The sequence below is a fragment of the Desulfobulbus sp. genome (genome assembly GCF_030824455.1).
Lineage (GTDB): Bacteria > Desulfobacterota > Desulfobulbia > Desulfobulbales > Desulfobulbaceae > Desulfobulbus.
Window position 1 is genome coordinate 1 of sequence record NZ_JAVBXR010000084.1, and the last position, 19567, is coordinate 19567.

Below are 19567 nucleotides of genomic sequence, written 5' to 3' on the forward strand. Positions count from 1 at the left end.
TCCTCCAGGTATTCGTCGTGGATTGCGGCGGGGCTGTACAGCCAGCGTTGATCAGGCAGCAGGAACTGGTCCAGCAGTTTTTTGCTGAGCACGTAGGCGTATTCCCGTTCCGGTCCGAGTTCTTTGAGGGCGTCGATGATCGATTTGGCGGTCACGCTCACCTCGACGCTGCCCAGATGGCGGCCGTCGCGCGCCAGGGGGAAGACGTAGCGGAATCCTGAACGGATTTTGCCTATCTCCATGCCCTGGACAACTCTCCTTTCGGTGTTGCAGAGACGGACGCTGGGCCGGGCCTCGAACAAAGGGTCGCCGTAGCGGTCGGGCTGATGAAAGCGCAGAAAGCTGGTCCCGTCGGCCAGATGAAATTGGAGTTGCAGCAAGTTCTGCCGCTTCATGGATTCATAGGCGGCAAACAGATGGCGGTAGAGCCTGTCTCGGGCCAGATCGCGCGCCGCGCCCTGGTTGTCGGCCCCTTGCGCAAACAGATCGAGCGTCTCTGGCGTGTTGAGGGCGTTGTAGAAAAAACTTTCCATGGCCAGCCGATAGGATTGGATGCTGGCGCGGTAGGCGGTGTCCAGGATTGCCTCGTGTTCGGAAAAACGGCTTTTTTCCTTGAACGTTTTGTTGTGATGGAGCAACAGGCCGATGCCCAAGGCGCAGGCCACGGCCGCCAGGAGAACAGCAATGCGGTCTCCGTGCATTTTCCAAAAGGCGCGATTCATTTATTCCCTGTTGCTGATTGGCAGCTCAAGATTTCCTGTATACATCCTGCATCCGAACCGTTTCGTCGTCGTGATCCGAGGCGGCAACCGCTCCGTGGCGGACGGGTTCGCCCCAGGCGGCGAGCTTGTTCCGGTCCGCCCCGGCCTTCAGAAAAGACAAATTCGATGGTCACGCCAAGCTTTTTTGGAGAAAATCAACCAAGGACCGAAACTGCAGCACCATGCTTTCACGATTTTCCAACGGCGGCGGCGCAAAGCGGATGGTCGTCGTTGCAGCAACGGGCACAGAAAAAAAAGACGGTTCTGCGCGGGGAAAGGCGCGGCATGGCGTGTCCTCCTCGGTGCTGATCCTGCGGATTGTTCACAAGGACGATCCGAGCACCGATGCCGGTGGTCGGGTGGTTTTCCTGAATGGGATTATCCTTTGCAACCGGTTGGGTTTGCAAGCAATGTTTGCATGCACGATGTCCTTTTGGGGGCGTGTATGCCGCAAGGCGGTCACAAGCCCGGCCGATGTCGTTCCGAACGCAGGGGAGAACGCTTGGCGTTTTGCCGGCGCCGTCGAAGCGGCCAGGAGAAAGGTTCCGATTTGAAACCTTTCGAAATTACATCATTTTTTCAATGCCGCTGTAGAAAAACCAGCCGGAAAAACAGAGCAGAAACACGGCGCAGCCGCCGATCAGCCGGCGGTACAGGACGGGGCTGAACAGGCGCCGCCCCTTGGCGACGCCAAAGGAGAGCAGGGAGTACCACAACAGATCGGCAAGGATGTGGCCGATAAAAAAGGCCGCGACGCCAAGCAAGCCGAAGCGGGCCGAGTGGAGGATGTACCCGAGGCCAATGGAAGCCCACCAAATCAGCCAGTAGGGGTTGCAGACGCTGAGCGCAATGCCGGCCAGCACCAGATTTTTGCCGGTCCTGGCCTCGGCGGCGCCCGGCGGTTGCAAAGTGGACAACCCGCGCAGCATGGAACACCCCATCCACAAGAGGGTGGTTCCGCCCAGCAGGGCAATGGCGACAAAGACGTCGTCGCGGTCGAGCACGGCGGCAAAACCGGACAATAGGGCCGCCGCCAGCAGCAGTTCCAGCAGGCCGTGGCCGAGGATCATCAGCGGCCCGGCAATCGCGCCGCGCCGTGTGCTTTCGCTGATGGTCACAGTCATCAGCGGCCCCGGCGCCATGGCCCCGGAAAAGGCGATCATAAAGGAAGAGGCAAAGATGGAGAGCAGGGTGAGCGTCACGGCTGCTTGGTTTGGTTGAAGGCGTGTTCCAGGGTTCGGTTCTGCGGCGATTTTTGCGCAGCAGAGCCTGCCGGCAGCGAGGCCAAAATCACCAGGGCCAGACCGCCGACGATGACCGTAAGGTTGGCCGCCATGGACAGACCGTGCAATTTGCGAAATTGCACCCGGATCGGATCATCCTTGGGGGTGGTTTCAAAGGAGGCGATTGATTGTTTCAACTCGGCGGCGCGCGGTTCGATCACAAAAGCCTGGGTGGCGGTGAGCAGCAGCATCAGAACGATGATCAGCAGCGAGGCCACCGCAAAGCGGCCCCGGTTGACCAGCTGGCAGAGCAGGGCCACGGCCCCGCAGGCCAGGCCCCAACGAAAATAGCCGGGAAAAAGCAGACCAACGATGTTGCCGGCCAGGTCGCGGGAGTAGGCGGTAAAGAGTTTGGGGGTGAGGACAAAGGTGAACAGCGCCGCGCCCCCCAGCCAGCAGCTGACGGCCAGGTTGAAGAGAATGGTCAAGAGATGCATGGGGTTTCTCGCTCCACAAAAAGTTGGGGTGCGGCGGCCGGTTCCGGCGGGCCGCAGTGAATCGTGCGAACCGGGCTAGCTTATCATAGCGGGGCAAATTATTGTATCAATTGTAGGTTTGTTTCCGTCAATTTGACCATAGAGAGGTGTTGCCATGCGCAAAACAATCGCAGCGTTGCTGGTGTTGCTGCTGTGTCCCGCCCTCAGTTTGGCCCAACGATATGACGATTACCGCCACGGGCCGCCGCCCTCCTACGACGGGCCGCGCTCACGCGACTATCACTCCCAGGATCGCCATGATCACGGAGGCCACAGGGATCACGGAGACGACTGGATTGTGCCCCTGGCCATTGTCGGCGGCGTTCTCGGGGTGATGGCCCTGTCGCAGATGAGCGCCCCGGCGCCTCCGCCTCCGCCGCAGCGCATCTGCCGCGACACCTACAACTACTACGACGAGTTCGGCAATTACCTCTATTCCCGCTATGTCGACCGCCCCTGCGCGTATTGACAAGCGATCGCCGGGCGCGTGGTTGCTGCGGCGCGAGAAGCCGCCGGTAAAAAGCGGGGCAAGATTTTATCGGCTTTATCGGCTTTGGTGCACATATGTAACGTCTGGTGCGAAAGCCTTGCGCGGCAAGGGGTTTGGGCTGCAAGCCTCGTTTGCCGCCGCCGCTGAGGGGGTACTCAACGTAAAAAATGCAGCCATTCTTTTTCGCGAGGGGTATAGTTCCGATTGGAACGCCTTGTTTTGATGATGATTTTTTAGTGCGCGCAGCGATGCGGCATTGTATCATTATGTAACAAGAGGAGTTGCGACCAGCCATCTTTTGCGGCGGCTTGTGAACGCGTACACACGGTGCGGCCAAGGAGAATCGTCGAATGCCTGAATCGGGTGCAGTTCATCCCCAGAATCAAGAAAAGACCAACCGACTGCAGGACCAACTGCAGGTGCACCGCCTGGAACTGGAGCGCCAGAACGAGGAGTTGCGTCTGGCGCGGGCCGAGGTTGAGGCCGGGCTGCAGAAATATTACGAGCTGTATGACTTCGCCCCCATCGGCTACTGCACGGTGGACCAGGACGGCACCGTGCGCGAGACCAACCTGGCCGGAGCGCTGCTGCTGGGCGTGGATCGGTCCCGGTTGCTGCACAGCCCTCTCGGCGATTTTGTCGCCGAGGGGTCGCGGCACGGATGGCGGCTCTTCTTAGAGCGGTTGTTTGCAAGCCTCGACAAGGCGACCAGCGAGATCCGAACCCCTGGCGACGAGGGCTGCGATGGTGGCGAGGGCGGCGAGCGGTGTCTCTATCTTGAAGGCGCCTCCTTCGAAGACCCGACCGGCGAGCCGCTGTGCCGCATCGCCATGATGGACGTCACCGAATCGCGGCAAACCAGCGTCGAGTTGGAGCATTACCGCTATCATCTGGAAGAGCTGGTGCAGCAACGCACTGGTCAGTTGGAAGAGGCCAATGTCCAGCTGCGGGAACAGGCCGAGAATCTGGCCTCAATCTATCAGGCCCTGGACAGCATCGGCCTGATCGTTTGTTCGCTGGAAGAGGACGACGCGCGCATCGACATCTTCAGCGCCGGGGCGGAAAAACTCTTTGGCTGGCGTCAGGACGAGGTGATCGGCAAATCCGTGACCCTAATCTATCCGCCGGCGTCCAGAGCCGTGGTTGCCGAACAGATCAAACGGCTGCGTGTCGGCCAGGCGATGCAGTCCTTTGACCTGACCCTGGCGCGCAGATCCGGCGAACGCTTTCCCGCCGTGGCCTCGGTGCATCCCTTTGCCCGACAGGAGGGCTGCTTTACCAAGGTGGTGGGCGGTTTTCGCGACATTTCCGAGCTGATGCAGGTCCAGGATCAGCTCCAGGCCATGAACGACGAGCTGGAGCGGCGGGTCGAGCAGCGGACCCGTGAACTGCAGGAAACCCAAAAACAGGTGCTGCACGCCGAAAAACTCTCGGCCGTCGGCAAGCTCTCCGCCTCCATTGCCCACGAGTTCAACAACCCCCTGCAGGGGATTCTCTCGATCCTCAAGGGATTGAAAAAGCGGGCCATCCTTGAGGAGGAAGACCGGCTCCTGCTGGACGCGGCCATCAACGAGAGCGACCGGATCAAGGAGTTGATTCGCCATCTGCAGGACTTCAACCGGCCCTCCTCTGACTGCCGGGCCCTGATGGACGTGCATCACTCGCTCAACGCCATGCTGCTTTTGCACAAGAGCGATTTCAAAGGCAAGCGGATTCAGGTGGAGCTCAACTATGCCGATCAACTGCCCCACATTCTGGCGGTGCCTGACCAGATCAAACAGGTTTTTTTGAATCTTTTGGCCAACGCCGCCGACGCCTGTCCTCCTGTCGGCGGGGTGATTGCCGTGGCCACCGGCGAGGTTGGCGGGCGGGTTGCGGTGAGCGTGAGCGACAACGGCGTCGGCATCACTCCTGAAAATATGGAATTGATCTTTCAGCCTTTTTTTACCACCAAGCCAGAGGTCAAAGGCACCGGCCTGGGGCTTTCGGTCTGTTACGGCATTGTGAAGAATCATCAGGGAGAGATTCGGGTGGCGAGTCGGCCGGGCGAGGGCGCGACCTTCACGGTGCTGCTCCCCATTGGGGCCGGGTATGTCGCCCGACCGGAAACCCAAGCGTGAGCCGCCGACCATGACGACCACCACCATCCTTTTTGTCGACGACGAGCCCGTGATCCGCACCTCCTTTGTGCGGGAATTGGAGTTGGAGGGGTTTGCGGTTGTTGCCGTTGCCAACGGCGCCGAGGCGATCAGCGCAATCAGCACAGTCAACGCGGTTAACCAAAGGCGCTTTGACGTGGTGATCACCGATCTGGTCATGCCCGGCATTGACGGCTTTGGCGTGCTCAAGGAGGTGAAACGCCAGTCTCCGCAGACCAGCGTCATCATCCTCACCGGCTACGGCGACATGCGTTCCGCCATTGACGCCCTGCGCCTGGGGGCTGATGATTTCACCCTCAAACCCTGTGAGATCGAGGAGTTGGCGTTCAGGGTCAGGCGCTGTCTGGAAAAACAGCGCCTGGTGCAGCGGTTGGCCCTGCAGAATCAGCGATTGGAAGAGGAGATGGAGCGGCGGCGGCAGGTGGAGGCGGAGATTGTCGCCAGCGAACATCGATTCCGTCTGGCCCTGGACGCCTCCTCCAACGGCGTCTGGGACCGCAATCTGGTCACCGGCGAGGTCTATCTCGGCGAAAACTGGCACCTGAGCCTTGGGTATGCGGACAAGAGCGAGTTGTTGAACGGCAACGGCTCCTTTGAGCATCTGCTCCACCCCGACGACCGGGAGCGGGTGCTGGCCCTGCGCGGGGCGCATGTGCGCGGAGAAACCGACCGCTACGAGGTTGAATTCCGGATGCGCAACCGGGCCGGCGGCTGGCAGTGGATCTTGTCGCGTGGCCAGGCGGTTGCCCGGGACGAACAGGGCAGGGCGCTGCGGATTATCGGGGCCCACACCGACGTCACCCGGCTTAAAGAGGCGGAGGCCGAACTCCAGCGAGCCCAGGCCGAGCTGGAACTGCGGGTGGCGGAACGGACCGGCGATCTGTACGAATCCAATATTGCCCTCAAGGTGCTGCTGAACAAGCGGGAAGAGGACCGGCGGATGCTTGCCGAGCAGGTGCTGGCCAACACCGGCCAACTGGTGGAACCCCTGCTGGACCGGTTGCGCAAAAGCGGCTTGAGCGAGCCGCAGCAGACCCTGGTCGAGATTCTGGGGGCGAACATCAATGAACTAACCTCGCCCTTTGCCAATCATTTTTCCACCAAGCTGAACCGGTTGACGCCGGCGGAAATTCAGGTGGCCAATCTGGTGAAACTGGGCAAGCGGACCAAGGAAATCGCCGAGATCATGCGCCTTGCGCCAGGAACCATCAGCATCCATCGCAAGAACATCCGTAAAAAATTGGAACTGACCCACCAGAAAACCAACCTGCAAACCATGCTCTCGATCAATTGCTGAACCGACCGGAGCAGGGCGCGGACAACACGGGAAGAGGAGGGATTGGCCATGCACGAAGCGCTTTTTTACACGCAGGCTGAGGGCGGCAAGGTGATCTGCGGGCTGTGCCATCACCGTTGCCGGATAGCGGCGGGCGGGCGCGGCCGGTGCGGGGTGCGCGAAAATCAGGGCGGCCGTCTGGTCAGCCTGGTGTATGGCCGGTTGGTGGCGGAAAACGTCGACCCCATCGAAAAGAAGCCGATGTTTCATTTCCTCCCCGGCAGCCGTTCCTTTTCGATTGCCACCGTGGGCTGCAATTTTGCCTGCCTACACTGCCAAAACGCCCAGATCTCGCAGTATCCCCACCTGCATCACGGCCAGATTTCAGGCGTCGGCCGCAGCCCGGCGGCGGTGGTGGCGCAGGCGGAGCAAGCCGGATGCGCCAGCATCAGCTATACCTACGTCGAACCCACCATCTTTTATGAATTCGCCTTTGATTGCGCCGTGTTGGCCCGGGAGCGGGGCGTCAAAAACGTGTTCGTCAGCAACGGCTACATGACCGCCGAGGCGGCTCGCCATCTGGCGCCGGTGCTCGACGGCATCAACATCGACCTCAAATCCTTTGACGCCGGTTTCTATCAGCAGGTGTGCAAAGCCCGGCTGGAACCGGTGCTGGACAACATCCGCCTGTTCCACGAACTCGGGGTGCTGGTGGAAGTGACCACCTTGGTGATTCCAGGGCTCAACGACCGCGACGACGAACTGCAGGCCATTGCCCGTTTTCTCCGCAGCGTCTCGGTCAACATCCCCTGGCATGTGAGCGGTTTTCATCCGACCTACAAGATGCTCGAGCGGCCCTCCACTCCGGTTGCGACCCTGAACCGGGCGCGGGAGATTGGCCTGGCCGAAGGGCTGCGCTTTGTCTACACCGGCAATGTCGCCGAGCCCGGCGGCGAGGACACCCGTTGTCCGGGTTGCTCAACCCTGTTGATTCACCGCAGCGGTTTCAGCAGCCAACCGTTGGCGCTCCACGAAGGCCGTTGCACCAACTGCCAGCTGCCGATTTTTGGGGTCTGGCGGTAATTCCATTTCTAAATCAAGCGAAGCATGAGGCGTAGGGCGAAACCTCGTCGACGAAGGTGTGTCATGTCGAACGAAGCGAGAAATTTCGAGTTGCAACGAGATTTCTCCTCGCTGTGCTCGTCGGAATGACAGCCCCAAAGAAACCCCTGAAAAACGATTGTTTTTACCCATTGGCCAACGTTCTTGTTTTTGTCGTCTCGACCGAAGGGAGAGATCTCGCCTTTATATGAAAACAGGAGCGTTTCGCTTTTGAAATGGAAATGGAATAGGTCCCCCATTTCGGGCCGTCCACGCCGCAGGCGGGCTTAAGCGCTCGGCAGCATCTCGCAGAAGACCTGGGCCGCGCGGCAGAGGTTGCGGTTGCGGCGGGTGACCAGACCCAGCTCGCGGAAAAACCGGATGTCTGGCAAGGGCCGGCAGACCAATCCCTCTTGGAGCATGCTCAGCGGCAGCACGCTCCACCCCAACCCCACCGAAACCAGCATGCGGATGGTTTCCAGCGAGTTGGTTTCCACCCCGATCATCAATTGCAACCCCATCTCCTCAAAGGGCGCCTCGATCAGACGCCTGGTCACCGTGCCCTTTTCCGGCAGAATCAACGGATAAAGCTGCAGATGCGGCAGCACCTCCTCCGCCTTGGCCAGGGGATGTTCGCAGTGCGTCGTCACCATCAAGGGGTCGTCCCATATCGGCTGGACAACGAGGTTGCTCATCGGCGTCCAGGGCAGGGTCACCACCGCCAGTTCCCTGGTTCCTGCGGCCACGGCCGCGCAGCCTGCTTCCGAATCCATGAACTGGAGATCAAACGCCACCTTGGGATAACGCCGGCTGTAGTCGCGCAGGACGGCGGGCAGCCGGTGCAGGCCGACATGATGACTGGTGGCCAGTTGCAGCACGCCGCCGACCTCGACGGAGAGATCGGCGATGGACCGACGACTTTCGGCCATCTCCTTAAAAATGCGTTGCGCCCTCGGCAGCAGGGTGCGGCCGGCTTCGGTGAGCAGGACGCTGCGGCCCAGCCGCTCAAACAATTTGACCGCCAGTTCCTCTTCCAGGGCGGCAACCCGCTTGCTGACCGCAGGCTGGGTGAGAAACAACTGTTCGGCGGCCAGTGAAAACGAACCGGCGTCGGCAACGGCGAGAAAGGCTTGCAGGGTGTTGGTGTCCATTGCGCTATTCTAATATGGAATGGGAAACATGAAAAGAATGAATTTGTGTTATTAGCGCTGTCGGTTTACCGTGCTGTTCACAAGGAGGTCACACCATGACAAAGACATTGTACGACAAACTGTGGGACGCGCATGTGGTGCGCGTCAATGAAGACGGCTCCAACCTGGTCTACGTCGACCGGCATCTGGTCCATGAAGTCACCTCGCCCCAGGCCTTTGAAGGGTTGCGCCTGGCCGGACGACAACCCTGGCGGCGGGAAACCGTGCTGGCGGTTCCGGATCACAATGTGCCCACCATTGATCGCCATCTGCCGGTGGCGGACCCGGCGTCGCGGCTGCAACTGCAGACCCTGGACGACAACTGCGCCCATTTCGGCCTGACCCAGTTCAAGCTGCACGACATCCGCCAGGGGGTGGTGCACGTCATCGGTCCGGAGCAGGGCGCGATCCTGCCGGGCATGACCGTGGTCTGCGGCGACAGCCACACCTCCACCCACGGGGCCTTTGCCGCCCTGGCCTTTGGCGTCGGATCGTCGGAGGTGGAACAGGTGCTGGCCACCCAGTGCCTGGTGATGCGCAAATCGCGCTCCATGCGCATCGCCGTGGAGGGCAGGCTTGGTTCCGGCGTTGCCGCCAAGGATCTGATTCTGGCGGTGATCGCCCGCATCGGCGCCGCCGGCGGCGCCGGGCAGGTGATTGAATTTGCCGGCGAGGCCATCCGCGAATTGAGCATGGAAGGCCGGATGACGGTCTGCAACATGGCCATCGAGGCCGGGGCGCGCAGCGGTTTGATCGCCGTGGACGACAAAACCATTGCCTATGTGCAGAACCGCCCCTTTGCCCCCAAGGGCGCGCTGATGGAGCAGGCCATTGCCGCTTGGCGGGAGTTGCACAGCGATCTGGGAGCTCGTTTCGACAACGCCGTCGAGCTGGACGCTGCCCAAATTGAACCCCAGGCGAGCTGGGGAACGTCGCCAGACACGGCGGTTCCGGTCACGGCGTCCGTGCCTGATCCGGAGCAGGAAGAAAATCCGGTCAAGGCCGAGTCCATGCGGGCCGCGCTGCGCTATATGGGGTTGGCTGCGGGCACTCCGATCCAGGAGATCGGGCTGGACAAGGTTTTCATCGGCTCCTGCACCAACGGCCGGATTGAAGATCTGCGGGCGGCGGCGGCAATAGTCCGGGGCCGCAAGGTGGCGGCAACAATCAGCCAAGCCCTGGTGGTTCCCGGCTCCGGCCTGGTCAAACAGCAGGCCGAGGCCGAAGGGTTGCACCGGGTGTTTCGCGAGGCTGGTTTTGAATGGCGCGATCCGGGCTGTTCCATGTGTCTGGCGATGAACGCCGACCGGTTGGCGCCGGGCGAGCGCTGCGCCTCCACCTCAAACCGTAATTTTGAAGGCCGGCAGGGCCAGGGCGGCCGGACCCATCTGGTCAGCCCGGCCACGGCCGCGGCCGCCGCCATTGCCGGTCGTTTTGTCGATGTGCGGCAATGGCTTTGAAATGATTGTTCATTGAATGAAACAACAACCGCCGGCCCCTGGCCGGCCGGAGAAACGACATGCATCCATTTACGCAAGCGCGCGGCATAGTGGTTCCCATTGATCGGGCCAACGTGGACACCGACGCCATCATCCCCAAACAATACCTGAAATCGATCCGCCGCAGCGGTTTCGGCCCCAATCTGTTTGACGACTGGCGCTACCTCGACCCCGGCGACCCCTCCATGGATCACGGCAAACGGCGGGGCAATCCGGATTTTGCGCTCAACCAGGAGCGCTACCGCGCCGCCTCCATTCTGCTGGCACGCGAGAACTTCGGCTGCGGCTCCTCCCGCGAACACGCGGTGTGGGCCCTGGTTGATTACGGCGTTCGGGTGGTGATTGCGCCGAGCTTTGCCGACATCTTTTTGAACAACACGGTCAACAACGGGCTGCTGGCCGTCGTCCTGGATGCGGCGCTGATCGAGCGCTTGTTTGCCGAGGTGCGGCAGACGCCGGGCTATGCGCTGACAGTTGATCTGGAAGCGCAATTGATCACCACCCCGACAGGCGAAATCCCTTTTGCCCTGGAAGAACATCGCCGCCACCGGTTGCTGAACGGCCTTGACGACATCGACATGACCCTGCTCCACACCGGGGCTATCCAGCAATACGAGCAGTCGCGAAAACTCAGCGCCCCCTGGCTGTTCTGAGGAGTGGGGACGTATTCCCCTCGCTGAATCCTGGTGATTTGTTATAGAAAGACAGTGTCGTCTTCCAAAACACGCCCAGCGTGTTGTTGACGTGCAGGCAAATCGCAGGTGGGGAGGCAACCGGGAACGTCCGCGTGTTGCGTGCGCTCTGTCCGTTTTTTAAAATGGCTATGAACATAACTCAGCATAATTTGATGTTAAGCCGCGTTCGAGTTGGCATTGCGACAAAAAGTTAATGCCATCTTCTCACCCAGGCGTAAATGCTGATACAAGGGGAGTGGGCAACGTATCAGGCTGAGTTTTATTCAGAGCCACATTTTTTAATGCTCAGTTCACATTGTAGAGGAGATCAACATGGTGGTGCGCTTTTTTCTGAACGAACCGAACGGCAAGTCCTGAACCCATTTCCTTGAGATGGCGCCCAGGTTGGGCGCCAAGTATGACCTGGAGATCGATTTTGTTTCCAAACCAAAGGCGGAATATCAAACCGATGCCTATTTTGCGTTGGATTTGCCCGTGGCTCCGGCCATAATGGTGGAAGAAGAAATTGTTGTTGAAGGCGGCGACGTGTCGCAGGAGGTGGTGGAAGCCTGCGTCTGCCGTCATTTAGGGATTCCGGGGCCTGAAAACTCGGAATCGTAACGTCCAAAACGGAGGTCAATATGGTCACCATGGTGCTTTTCCACAGCGGCAATCCTGCTTGAGTGAGTTGTCAAAAGGCTACAGGTGTAGCCCGAAAAATGCAGGAAATTTTCAAGGAGCAGCTTGCGTTGCATGTCCACAGAACGGATTCGCCGGAGGCTCTCCCCTATAACTTGAGAAGCTCGACCAACGTGTTCGTCAACGACGAACTGGTTCCGTTGGACGTGGCAACCTCTGAGACGGCAATGGAACAGTACATCGCCGCTCTGGTGTAATTCCATTTCTCAATCAAACGAGGCCTGATGCACACTCCAGCCCGTAGCCTGGATGACGTACAACGGAATCCGGGAACACTCCAAACCCCGGATTCCGCAGGCTGCATCCAGGCTACGGTCGCCGGCCAGCTCTCGTTCTCTGGTTGCCATGCGACGCATAGGTGCGTTTCGTGGGGCCATCCAGCCCAACAACGACGGGGCATTATGATCGTTCCCACGCTCCAGCGTCCCGTTTTCCGCGCTTCACTATTTGAAATAGAAATCGAGTAAATCGTCGTTTTTTTTCGTGAAAATAATGGGTTGCAAGCAGCAGGCCGCACGGGCGCGACAGCAATGTTTGTCCGTGCGGCGGGGGATCAGGGCTGGTTTTGCTTGGTCAGCGCCTCCAATCCTCCTGCAACGTATCTCGCCTGAATGCCTGCATCCGCCAATTGTTGCCGCACCCCCTGGCTGACCGAACCGCCGCGGGCACAGTAGATGATCGCCTCCTGTTCCTTCGGGATGGTTGCCTGCCATTGGTCCACCTTGGCCGGGTCCTTCCATTGCGCTCCCTCCATCATTTCCGGGGAAGCCTCGTAATCCTCCCTTCGTCTGACGTCGAGCAGAGTGAGCGGTTTGCCGGAAGCCATTAACTCCGCCAGATCAGCGGCAGCGATGCTGTTTTCCATTACACACCTCCTGATATAAAGAATTTCCATAGAAAGCCTATGGCGGCGCAGGCGGCCAGGACAATGATCATCCCCAGGCGCAGATATTTCATGGCCAGATAGGCAAGAGCGGCAAGCGCCAGGCCAAACCAGTCGGCGCTCGCCAGTTGCGGCGCGGGAACCTTTGCCCCGAGCAGGTGGAGAACGCCGGTGTCGGTAAACAGGGCGTTGATCCCAAACCAGATCGAAAGGTTGAGCACCACCCCGACCACGGCGGCGGTGATGCCCGAAAGCGCTCCGTTCATCACCTTGTTGCGGCGTAGTTTTTCTACGTAGGGCGCACCCAGGAAGATCCAGAGAAAGCAGGGGGCAAAGGTCACCCATACGGTCAGCAGGGCACCCAGCGTTCCGGCCGCATAGGGGTTGAGCAGGCCGGGGGCGCGGAAGGCGGCAAGAAAGCCGACGAACTGCACCACCTGGATCAAGGGGCCGGGCGTGGTTTCCGCCAGGGCCAGGCCGTCGAGCATCTCGCCCGGCTGCAGCCAGCCGTAACCGGCTACAGCCTCCTGGGCCATGTAGGCCAAAACCGCATAGGCTCCGCCAAAGGTGACCGTGGCCATCTTGCTGAAGAAGAGCGCAATCTTGGTGTACACATGCTCGGGGCCAAGCAACAGCAACAGCAGCAGCACTGGCCCCAGCCAGATTGTCCCCCAGACGGCCAGCACCTTGAGGCTACGTTTCAGGGTGGGAGTGAAACGGCCCTCGCTGTCCTTGGCCAGCAGGATGTCGACGATCCCCTCGTCGTCCGGCCCCTGCGCTGCGGTCGAACCGCCGCAAATCCATCCGGGGCAGGACTCGCCCAGGACACGCGGGCAAAGGCTCGTGCCCAGATAGCCGAGAATTCCCGAGGCAACGATCACCAGTGGAAAGGGGGCCTGATAGAAGAACATGGCGATGAAGGCCAGGCCGGCCAGGCCCATCAGATAGGGCGTCTTCAGGGCCTTGGCGGCGATGCGGAACACCGCCGCGACCACGATGGCCAGCACCGCCGGTTTCAGACCATAAAAGAAGGCCTGCACCGCCGCCGTCTGGTGGAATCCGGCGTAGAGGACGGACAGGGCCAGGATGGTCAGCATGCCGGGGACGACAAACAGCAGGCCTGCGGCCAGACCGCCCTTGGTTCCGTGCAGCAGCCAGCCGATGTAGACCGCCAGTTGCTGGGCCTCTGGTCCGGGCAGGAGGTGGCAGTAGTTGAGGGCGTGGAGGAAACGGTCGTTGCCAATCCACTTGCGCTCCTCAACCAGCATCCGGTGCATCAGGGCAATCTGCCCGGCCGGGCCGCCGAAGCTCAGCAGCCCAATCCGGGTCCAGACCTTGAATGCCTCGCGAAAGGAAACCTGGTGTTCCATACGTCCGCCTGGTTCAGGGTTAGGGAGACTTGCATCAGGCAAGCCTCCGTGGGTGTTCCGCTCAGGCGCCAAAATACTTGAGACAATCGGCGGTCAGGTTTTGATGTTCGCCCAGCACCTTAGTGAAGCGGCAGCGCAAGTCCTCGACCAGGTGGAGGACGTATTCCTTGGCCGCCTCTTCGCCATATTGTTCGGTGAACATCTTGGCGTTCTCCAACACCTTGGAAAAATCGTGGCGCTCGTACTTGGTTTCCGGATTGTCGATCCACTGGTGGACCTCGCGGTATTCCTTGCCGGTGCGGTTGAGGCTTGATTGGATATGGACGTTCAATTCAGGCATGGTCGTTCTCCTTGATGGGGTTGATGAGCGTTGTGTTGGTTCGGGTTGAAGTTATAGGGGGTTGGGTTGCGGTTCCTCGCGGACGATCCACAGAAACATGGGGATAGAACCGATCAGCAGGGCGGCGACCAGGGCAAAGGCCGGGCCGTAGCCCAGCGCGGCCACCAGCAGGCCGGTGACGATTGGGCCTGAGGCGTGGCCCACATCGAATATTGTGCCAAAGACGCCCATGGCGGCCCCGTAATGCTGGGCCTTGCAATAATCCGCCACCATCGCCGCCGAGGACGAGGTGACAAAGGCCTCGCCCAGGCCGAAGACCATGCCGGCGAGCATCAAGGACGCAAAGTCGGTCAGGTGGGGGATAAGGGCAAAGGGCACGGCGCAGAGCAGCATGCCGGTCACAATCAGCGGCCGCCGGCCCCAGCGGTCCGAAACCTTGCCCATCAGCGGCTTGGCGATCAAGGTGACCACAATCTGCACGCCCCAGAGCATGCCGGCCTGGAAGACGTTGAGCCCGGCCACGGAAACCGCATAGACCGGGAGAAAGGCCTCCAACGCGCCCATGCTGATGTTCTGAATCCCTTCCATGGCCGAAGTCGCCAGCACCCGGCGGTCCGCCGCCACCTCGCGGATGCCGCGGACAAAAAGATGCAACCGTTCGGCAAGCCCCTTGCCCTTGACAGGTTGGTCGCCGTTGCGCAGGGTGACGAGGCCAAGGATCAGGGCGGCGGCGCCGGTGAGGGCGCTGAGCAGGAACACGGCGCGGAATTCGTTCAAATTCCCTGCTGCCCCGGCGCCAAGCAGGAAAAGCACGTATCCGCCAATGGGCGCGCCCAGGAGCGTGCCGGCGATGCACACCGAAGAAAACCAGCTGAGCATCTCGCCCTTGCGGTTGCCGGCCACGTCGGCCACCACCGCCATGGCCACCGGGCCGTAGACGGCGGTGGCCAAGCCATGGAAAAAGCGCACCGCAACCAGGGTCGCGTAGTGGGTGATGAACAGGTAGGCAAAGGGCGCCAAACCAAAGACCGCCAGGCCGACGAGCATGGTCCGGCGGCGGCCGATGACGTCGGAGACCGCCCCGGAGGGCATCTTGAACAGAATGCCGGTCACCGTGGACACGCCCACTGCCAAACCAATGCCTTCCGGCCCGGCGCCCAGGGCTGCGGCAAAGAGCGGCAGCACCGGATTGCGCGCCAGGGCGTAGGAAAAGCGGGCGAGGAAGCCGATGGAGCAGAGGGTGCGGAACAGGCCGCCCCCGGTTGTGGTTGGATGCACGACTGTGGCGCTCATTGCGGTTCACCTTGGAGGGGTTGTGCAAAGCCGGCATGGAGGGCGTCAAAGAGCAGCAACGCCCGCTCCAGCAGTTGGTGGTCGTCGTCAGACAGGGCGATCAGGCCGTCAAGCAGGGTTTTGAGCAGGGCGGCGTCGTCTGGAAGCGCGCCCTCCTGCACGTCGATGCATTTGATCAGTTCGCCGATTTTGGCCACCGGGGAATCAAGCAGGCCGAAGCCGCGCGCCATGACCTCAAAGGTGATCAACTCGCCCTGGTGGGAAAATTCCGCGCCGCGGAGGTCAAAGGGGATTTCGTCGGCCGCCGGCGCCTCGTCGGGCTGAAGAAAACGGAGGACGGCCTGCGGGTCGATAAAACGGCGCACCAGCCAGAAACTGCTCAACCGGTCGATGTACGGATGCGCTCTGGTCGTCCAGATGCGGTTTTGATAGGCGGCGCGGTCGAACATCAGCCGAGCGGCGGCAATCTCCGGGTTGCGCAGCTTGTCGCCGGCGGCGTCCACCAGGGCCAGGGTCTTGGCGGCTGCGCCCGAGGGAAAAAAATCCCGCTCCCGCAGGGCCTCGCAACGCTTGCGCAGCTTGCGGAGCGCCGCCGCCTGTTCCTTGCCGCTGTCGTCGCCGGTTTGCCGCTGGGCCAAGGCAGCCGTGAGTTCCCGCGTTTCCGCCTGAATCTGGGCGAACTCCGGGGCGATCTGGGTTTGAAACAACTGCTCAATCTGGTGATCGGCCATGCCCTCGACGCGGGCGCACTGGATGGCGATGGCCTCGCCTCCCAGAGCGTTAACCTCGCCGATCAGCCAGGTGATGTTTTCCAGCAGATCATCGCGGTTGGGCAGAATCTGCAGGCCGGTTTTGAGCGGCGCCGCGCCGCTGGCCGAGATGCGTCGCCAGATGCGCATCCGGGCCTTGGCGTTGACGGCGGGAATCGAGTACGAGAAAAGTATCCATTTTTCGTTCATAATGAACGAAAATATGTTATATATGTAACTGTGTCAAGGCGAAAAAAGACGAGGTGGATGAGCCGTGTGTTGGCGATACGGTTGCAGGCGGGAAAACGGATGTGGATGTGGATCTGGGCGGAGGCGCGTTATTCCATTTCTAAATCAAGCGAAGCATGCTGATCACCGCAACAGGATTGTTCAAGATTTGAATAAACCATCGAAGGCGGCGTGTGATATAATCAGCCATGGTTCGCTCCCTTTCACCCCATGCCTTTGACCAGCAACATTGTGGAGGCTCCCTGATGAGAGAACATAGGCGCCAAAAACTCCATACACTCATCGCTGAGCATGAGGACCGCTTGATGGCGAGCATTCTCCACTATGCGCTCGCGCAGGGGTATGCGGCCTACACCTCAACACTCGTCGAAGCGTGGCGACTTTCCATTCACGGATTGTCAAAACCGCTCCTCGACGCACTTGGCCGCAACCACGACACCCTCGAATTGTCCCCCGATGAGGATTACACCCATGACGCCATTGCCGCTTTCGGGATTCTTGAGGCGAAAAGGCATCGGCAGCGCGGCGTTTCCATCGCCATGTTCATGGGATTGTTCAAATATTATCGCCAAAGCTACCTCGATCTCCTGGACCAAGGGGCTTTCAGCCCGGAGGAAAAAAACTGGGCCGCCAATTACCTCCATCGTTTTTTCGACCGGATTGAACTGGGCTTATGCAGCGAGTGGACGACGAGCAGCGACGCTGAAAGAATGACGGAACTGCAAACGGCCAGCCGTTTGATGACCAATGAAAAAAATAAATATCTCACCCTGTTCGAAAGCATCTCACAGCCTGTAATTCTCCTGGATGCGGACGGCATTCTTGATCGCATCAATCAGGCGGCCGCCCGATGGCTCCAGATTGCCGACAACCGTTTTTATTCCATCGACTTCATCGATGCCGTCAACGCTTCCCTGCAGGGAAAACGATATGACGCGATTTTCCCCTGGTTGCGGGGATTTCTGGAAAATCTCGATGAGAACAGGACCGTGGTTACCGAACACCGCAGCATTCCCCTGAATCACCAGCAATTGGAAATTGAGGTGCTGTGTTCGGCGATGTGCGATGTTAGTCGCAAATTCAACGGATATGTTCTTGTCTTGTTTGATCGCACCCACGAATACAAACTGATCTCGGAACTCCAGAACATGCACGTCCAGTTGCTTCAGGCGAGCAAACTCGAATCCATCGGCCAGTTGGCCGCCGGCATCGCTCATGAAATCAATACGCCGTCCCAGTTCGTTAATTCGAATATCGGCTTTCTCGAAGAGGCGTTCTCCCAGCTGCAAACGAGTCTTTCCGCCCTGATCGCGGCAGCTGAAACCGGAAATGTATCCCCGGAAATGCTGCGGTCCGCCCTGGAGGATGCGGATTGGCCCTACCTTGAGGCGGAAATCCCGGTTGCCCTGCAGCAGTCACGGGAAGGGATGGCGAGAGTCACCTCGATTGTCCAGGCGATGAAGGAATTTACCCACCCCGGCAACACGGAATTTGAACAGGTCGACATCAATCACCTCATCGAACTGACGGCAACTGTCGCCCGGAATGAATGGAAATGCTGCGCCGAACTCATTCTTGATCTGGATCCGGATCTGCCTGTAATTACCGGCCTGGCCAACGAGATTGGTCAGGTTCTGCTCAATCTTCTGGTTAATGCCGCCCATACCATCACCGAAAAATTGAATCGGAACCGGGATGCCGATCCCTGCCGGATAACGATCACGACCGGGGTGCGAGACGCTTCGGTGATCATCAGTATTGCCGATACCGGCTGCGGCATCCCCGAGCAGATTCGAACAAAGGTTTTTGACCCGTTTTTCACGACTAAGACCGTCGGCCAGGGGACCGGGCAGGGGTTGGCGATCGCCTACGATGTGGTCACCCGAAAGCATAAGGGCAGTTTGGATTTCGGGACCGTTCTCGGCGAAGGGACAACCTTTACCATCAGGTTGCCGATCGAAAAACAGCGGGGGCTTGATCGGGAGAAGGCGTTGTTTTTGTGATGATAAATTGGAGGACAGGCTCTGTCGGTGGTTGCGTGAGGTAGCGAGGTTGGTTGAGGTGAGGAACGAACCCCAACATTGTGTTTGAACATTTGCATGCGGTGTGGACACTGCCGCCTGGCTACGCGAACTGCCCCAGACGCTGGATGCTCATCAAATAGGGATTCTCGCGGCATTTGGCAACGCCGGTATGAGGGGGCTTCATCCGAGCCGAAGGAGACTTCGCCAGCATGTGGATTGCATCCATTTTAATCCGGTGAACACGGCCATGTTCCCCATGCGGCAGATTGGCCGTATTCGAGCATCCACCGGCATATCGAGGTGGGGATGATTGGCCGCGACTGGGGCGCGGGTATGTGCGAAAACGATGAAAGAGGCTATGGTGAGAGTGAAGTGATGTTGTTGGGGTTCGTTCCTCTTCCCAGCCTACGTGCTTCGAAGAGCTCAAAACATTACACCCTCTAAAGAAAATGAAGGTCGCAAAATATCATTAAGTCGACGGGCTTACTTCCTTGAGCCCTTCTCGCTGTCGATTAACTGATCTGTTGTTTCGTCCGAGAATACCCGCCAGGGCCAAAAAGATAACAACATTGCAAGCTACTGCAATTCCGATACCAACCATGTTGTTGTCATTTTTTTTACGTGTATTTTCCAGTAAAGTTTTATCAGCAAGGATCTCATCATTCTCGTTACCAAGAAATTTCATTCGTATTTGTTCTGCCTCAAAAGATGAATCAGTAGCGATACGTTTCAATGTGGCAATTTTTCCTTCGTAATCAGCAGAGCTAATATCTAGATCTGAAGCAGATTTAATTATTTCTTGAATTCGAACTATGTCATGTTGAGGATTTTTGCTATATATTTTATTCATTTTAATTTCTTCCGAAAACTCACCCTGTGTGTTTAATAGGCCATAAGAATAGAACAGATTGTCCTTAAAAATATTAGCAACAATTTTACCTAATGAGATATCTTTTTTATCTAATCTCGAAAATTCAGAATTATAATTATCTCTTCCTCGTACAATTTCTGTATTCTCAACTGTAAACTCATTGTTGATACGATTGATAAT

At 59.1% G+C, this 19567-nt stretch carries 20 protein-coding genes; 10 read left to right on the top strand and 10 right to left on the bottom strand.

Annotated elements, in window-relative coordinates; translation table 11 throughout:
* On the bottom strand, positions 1–722 hold a 722-nt coding region (locus RCH93_RS10530), incomplete at its 3' end, for a cache domain-containing protein (protein WP_306548354.1).
* A gap of 125 nt (positions 723–847) precedes the next feature.
* On the opposite strand from RCH93_RS10530, the gene RCH93_RS10535 reads away from it, so the two are divergent.
* Positions 848–1315 carry a hypothetical protein gene (locus RCH93_RS10535; RefSeq protein ID WP_306548355.1) on the top strand — a complete coding sequence of 156 codons (468 nt, stop codon included), beginning with the start codon at positions 848–850 and terminating at the stop codon, positions 1313–1315.
* Between the two features lie 12 nt (positions 1316–1327).
* Here the strand turns inward: RCH93_RS10535 and RCH93_RS10540 are convergent, their stop codons facing one another.
* Positions 1328–1963, bottom strand: a complete 636-nt coding sequence (locus tag RCH93_RS10540) for a LysE family transporter (RefSeq protein ID WP_306548357.1) — start codon at positions 1961–1963, stop codon at positions 1328–1330.
* Positions 1960–2481, bottom strand: a complete 522-nt coding sequence (locus tag RCH93_RS10545) for a DUF4149 domain-containing protein (protein WP_306548358.1) — start codon at positions 2479–2481, stop codon at positions 1960–1962. Before RCH93_RS10545 ends, RCH93_RS10540 begins: the two co-directional genes overlap by 4 nt.
* A gap of 154 nt (positions 2482–2635) precedes the next feature.
* Between RCH93_RS10545 and RCH93_RS10550 the strand changes: the two genes are divergently transcribed.
* From RCH93_RS10550 to amrS, 4 genes are all read left to right on the top strand, one after another.
* Positions 2636–2989 (top strand): hypothetical protein, encoded by a 354-nt coding sequence (locus tag RCH93_RS10550; protein WP_306548359.1) that lies wholly within the window; start codon positions 2636–2638, stop codon positions 2987–2989.
* A gap of 371 nt (positions 2990–3360) precedes the next feature.
* Positions 3361–5130 (top strand): PAS domain-containing sensor histidine kinase, encoded by a 1770-nt coding sequence (locus tag RCH93_RS10555; protein ID WP_306548360.1) that lies wholly within the window; start codon positions 3361–3363, stop codon positions 5128–5130.
* Positions 5131–5140: 10 nt separating this feature from the next.
* On the top strand, positions 5141–6466 hold the full coding sequence (locus tag RCH93_RS10560) for a response regulator (RefSeq protein ID WP_306548361.1): 1326 nt from the start codon (positions 5141–5143) through the stop codon (positions 6464–6466).
* A 48-nt stretch (positions 6467–6514) separates the two neighbouring features.
* Positions 6515–7528 carry an AmmeMemoRadiSam system radical SAM enzyme gene (amrS, locus tag RCH93_RS10565; protein ID WP_306548362.1) on the top strand — a complete coding sequence of 338 codons (1014 nt, stop codon included), beginning with the start codon at positions 6515–6517 and terminating at the stop codon, positions 7526–7528.
* A gap of 305 nt (positions 7529–7833) precedes the next feature.
* Here the strand turns inward: amrS and RCH93_RS10570 are convergent, their stop codons facing one another.
* A complete protein-coding gene (locus RCH93_RS10570) occupies positions 7834–8697 on the bottom strand; it encodes a LysR family transcriptional regulator (protein WP_306548363.1) in 864 nt (287 codons plus the stop codon).
* Between the two features lie 95 nt (positions 8698–8792).
* On the opposite strand from RCH93_RS10570, the gene leuC reads away from it, so the two are divergent.
* From leuC to RCH93_RS10590, 4 genes are all read left to right on the top strand, one after another.
* A complete protein-coding gene (leuC, locus tag RCH93_RS10575; protein WP_306548364.1) occupies positions 8793–10196 on the top strand; it encodes a 3-isopropylmalate dehydratase large subunit in 1404 nt (467 codons plus the stop codon).
* Between the two features lie 59 nt (positions 10197–10255).
* On the top strand, positions 10256–10888 hold the full coding sequence (leuD, locus tag RCH93_RS10580) for a 3-isopropylmalate dehydratase small subunit (RefSeq protein WP_306548365.1): 633 nt from the start codon (positions 10256–10258) through the stop codon (positions 10886–10888).
* A 354-nt stretch (positions 10889–11242) separates the two neighbouring features.
* Entirely contained in the window at positions 11243–11530 is a 288-nt protein-coding gene (gene tsoC, locus RCH93_RS10585; protein ID WP_332370003.1) for an NEPxGxxU motif selenoprotein TsoC, read from the top strand.
* A gap of 20 nt (positions 11531–11550) precedes the next feature.
* A complete protein-coding gene (locus RCH93_RS10590; RefSeq protein ID WP_337661116.1) occupies positions 11551–11805 on the top strand; it encodes an HSGNPxU motif (seleno)protein in 255 nt (84 codons plus the stop codon).
* Between the two features lie 356 nt (positions 11806–12161).
* On the opposite strand, the gene RCH93_RS10595 is transcribed toward RCH93_RS10590, so the two are convergent.
* The 5 genes from RCH93_RS10595 to RCH93_RS10615 form a co-directional block, all read right to left on the bottom strand.
* Entirely contained in the window at positions 12162–12473 is a 312-nt protein-coding gene (locus RCH93_RS10595; RefSeq protein ID WP_306548368.1) for a rhodanese-like domain-containing protein, read from the bottom strand.
* Entirely contained in the window at positions 12473–13861 is a 1389-nt protein-coding gene (gene chrA, locus RCH93_RS10600; RefSeq protein ID WP_306548369.1) for a chromate efflux transporter, read from the bottom strand. The genes RCH93_RS10595 and chrA overlap by 1 nt, the downstream gene beginning before the upstream one ends.
* 61 nt (positions 13862–13922) lie before the next feature.
* Entirely contained in the window at positions 13923–14201 is a 279-nt protein-coding gene (locus RCH93_RS10605) for a hypothetical protein (RefSeq protein WP_306548370.1), read from the bottom strand.
* Between the two features lie 51 nt (positions 14202–14252).
* Entirely contained in the window at positions 14253–15494 is a 1242-nt protein-coding gene (locus RCH93_RS10610; RefSeq protein ID WP_306548371.1) for an MFS transporter, read from the bottom strand.
* A complete protein-coding gene (locus RCH93_RS10615) occupies positions 15491–16453 on the bottom strand; it encodes a chromate resistance protein ChrB domain-containing protein (protein ID WP_306548372.1) in 963 nt (320 codons plus the stop codon). Before RCH93_RS10615 ends, RCH93_RS10610 begins: the two co-directional genes overlap by 4 nt.
* A 344-nt stretch (positions 16454–16797) precedes the next feature.
* Between RCH93_RS10615 and RCH93_RS10620 the strand changes: the two genes are divergently transcribed.
* Complete coding sequence (locus RCH93_RS10620) at positions 16798–18495, top strand: sensor histidine kinase (protein ID WP_306548373.1); 1698 nt, start codon at positions 16798–16800, stop codon at positions 18493–18495.
* Between the two features lie 490 nt (positions 18496–18985).
* Here RCH93_RS10620 and RCH93_RS10625 read toward each other — a convergent pair.
* On the bottom strand, positions 18986–19567 hold a 582-nt coding region (locus RCH93_RS10625), incomplete at its 5' end, for a hypothetical protein (RefSeq protein ID WP_306548374.1).

Excerpts from the sequence above, each read along its gene's own strand:
- leuD (WP_306548365.1), top strand. The coding sequence starts at position 10,256 with ATGCATCCATTTACGCAAGCGCGCGGCATAGTGGTTCCCATTGATCGG.
- leuC (WP_306548364.1), top strand. The coding sequence starts at position 8,793 with ATGACAAAGACATTGTACGACAAACTGTGGGACGCGCATGTGGTGCGC.
- amrS (WP_306548362.1), top strand. The coding sequence starts at position 6,515 with ATGCACGAAGCGCTTTTTTACACGCAGGCTGAGGGCGGCAAGGTGATC.
- RCH93_RS10555 (WP_306548360.1), top strand. The coding sequence starts at position 3,361 with ATGCCTGAATCGGGTGCAGTTCATCCCCAGAATCAAGAAAAGACCAAC.
- RCH93_RS10550 (WP_306548359.1), top strand. The coding sequence starts at position 2,636 with ATGCGCAAAACAATCGCAGCGTTGCTGGTGTTGCTGCTGTGTCCCGCC.
- RCH93_RS10615 (WP_306548372.1), bottom strand. The coding sequence starts at position 16,453 with ATGAACGAAAAATGGATACTTTTCTCGTACTCGATTCCCGCCGTCAAC.
- RCH93_RS10560 (WP_306548361.1), top strand. The coding sequence starts at position 5,141 with ATGACGACCACCACCATCCTTTTTGTCGACGACGAGCCCGTGATCCGC.
- RCH93_RS10545 (WP_306548358.1), bottom strand. The coding sequence starts at position 2,481 with ATGCATCTCTTGACCATTCTCTTCAACCTGGCCGTCAGCTGCTGGCTG.
- RCH93_RS10620 (WP_306548373.1), top strand. The coding sequence starts at position 16,798 with ATGGCGAGCATTCTCCACTATGCGCTCGCGCAGGGGTATGCGGCCTAC.
- RCH93_RS10570 (WP_306548363.1), bottom strand. The coding sequence starts at position 8,697 with ATGGACACCAACACCCTGCAAGCCTTTCTCGCCGTTGCCGACGCCGGT.
- chrA (WP_306548369.1), bottom strand. The coding sequence starts at position 13,861 with ATGGAACACCAGGTTTCCTTTCGCGAGGCATTCAAGGTCTGGACCCGG.
- RCH93_RS10605 (WP_306548370.1), bottom strand. The coding sequence starts at position 14,201 with ATGCCTGAATTGAACGTCCATATCCAATCAAGCCTCAACCGCACCGGC.
- RCH93_RS10595 (WP_306548368.1), bottom strand. The coding sequence starts at position 12,473 with ATGGAAAACAGCATCGCTGCCGCTGATCTGGCGGAGTTAATGGCTTCC.
- RCH93_RS10610 (WP_306548371.1), bottom strand. The coding sequence starts at position 15,494 with ATGAGCGCCACAGTCGTGCATCCAACCACAACCGGGGGCGGCCTGTTC.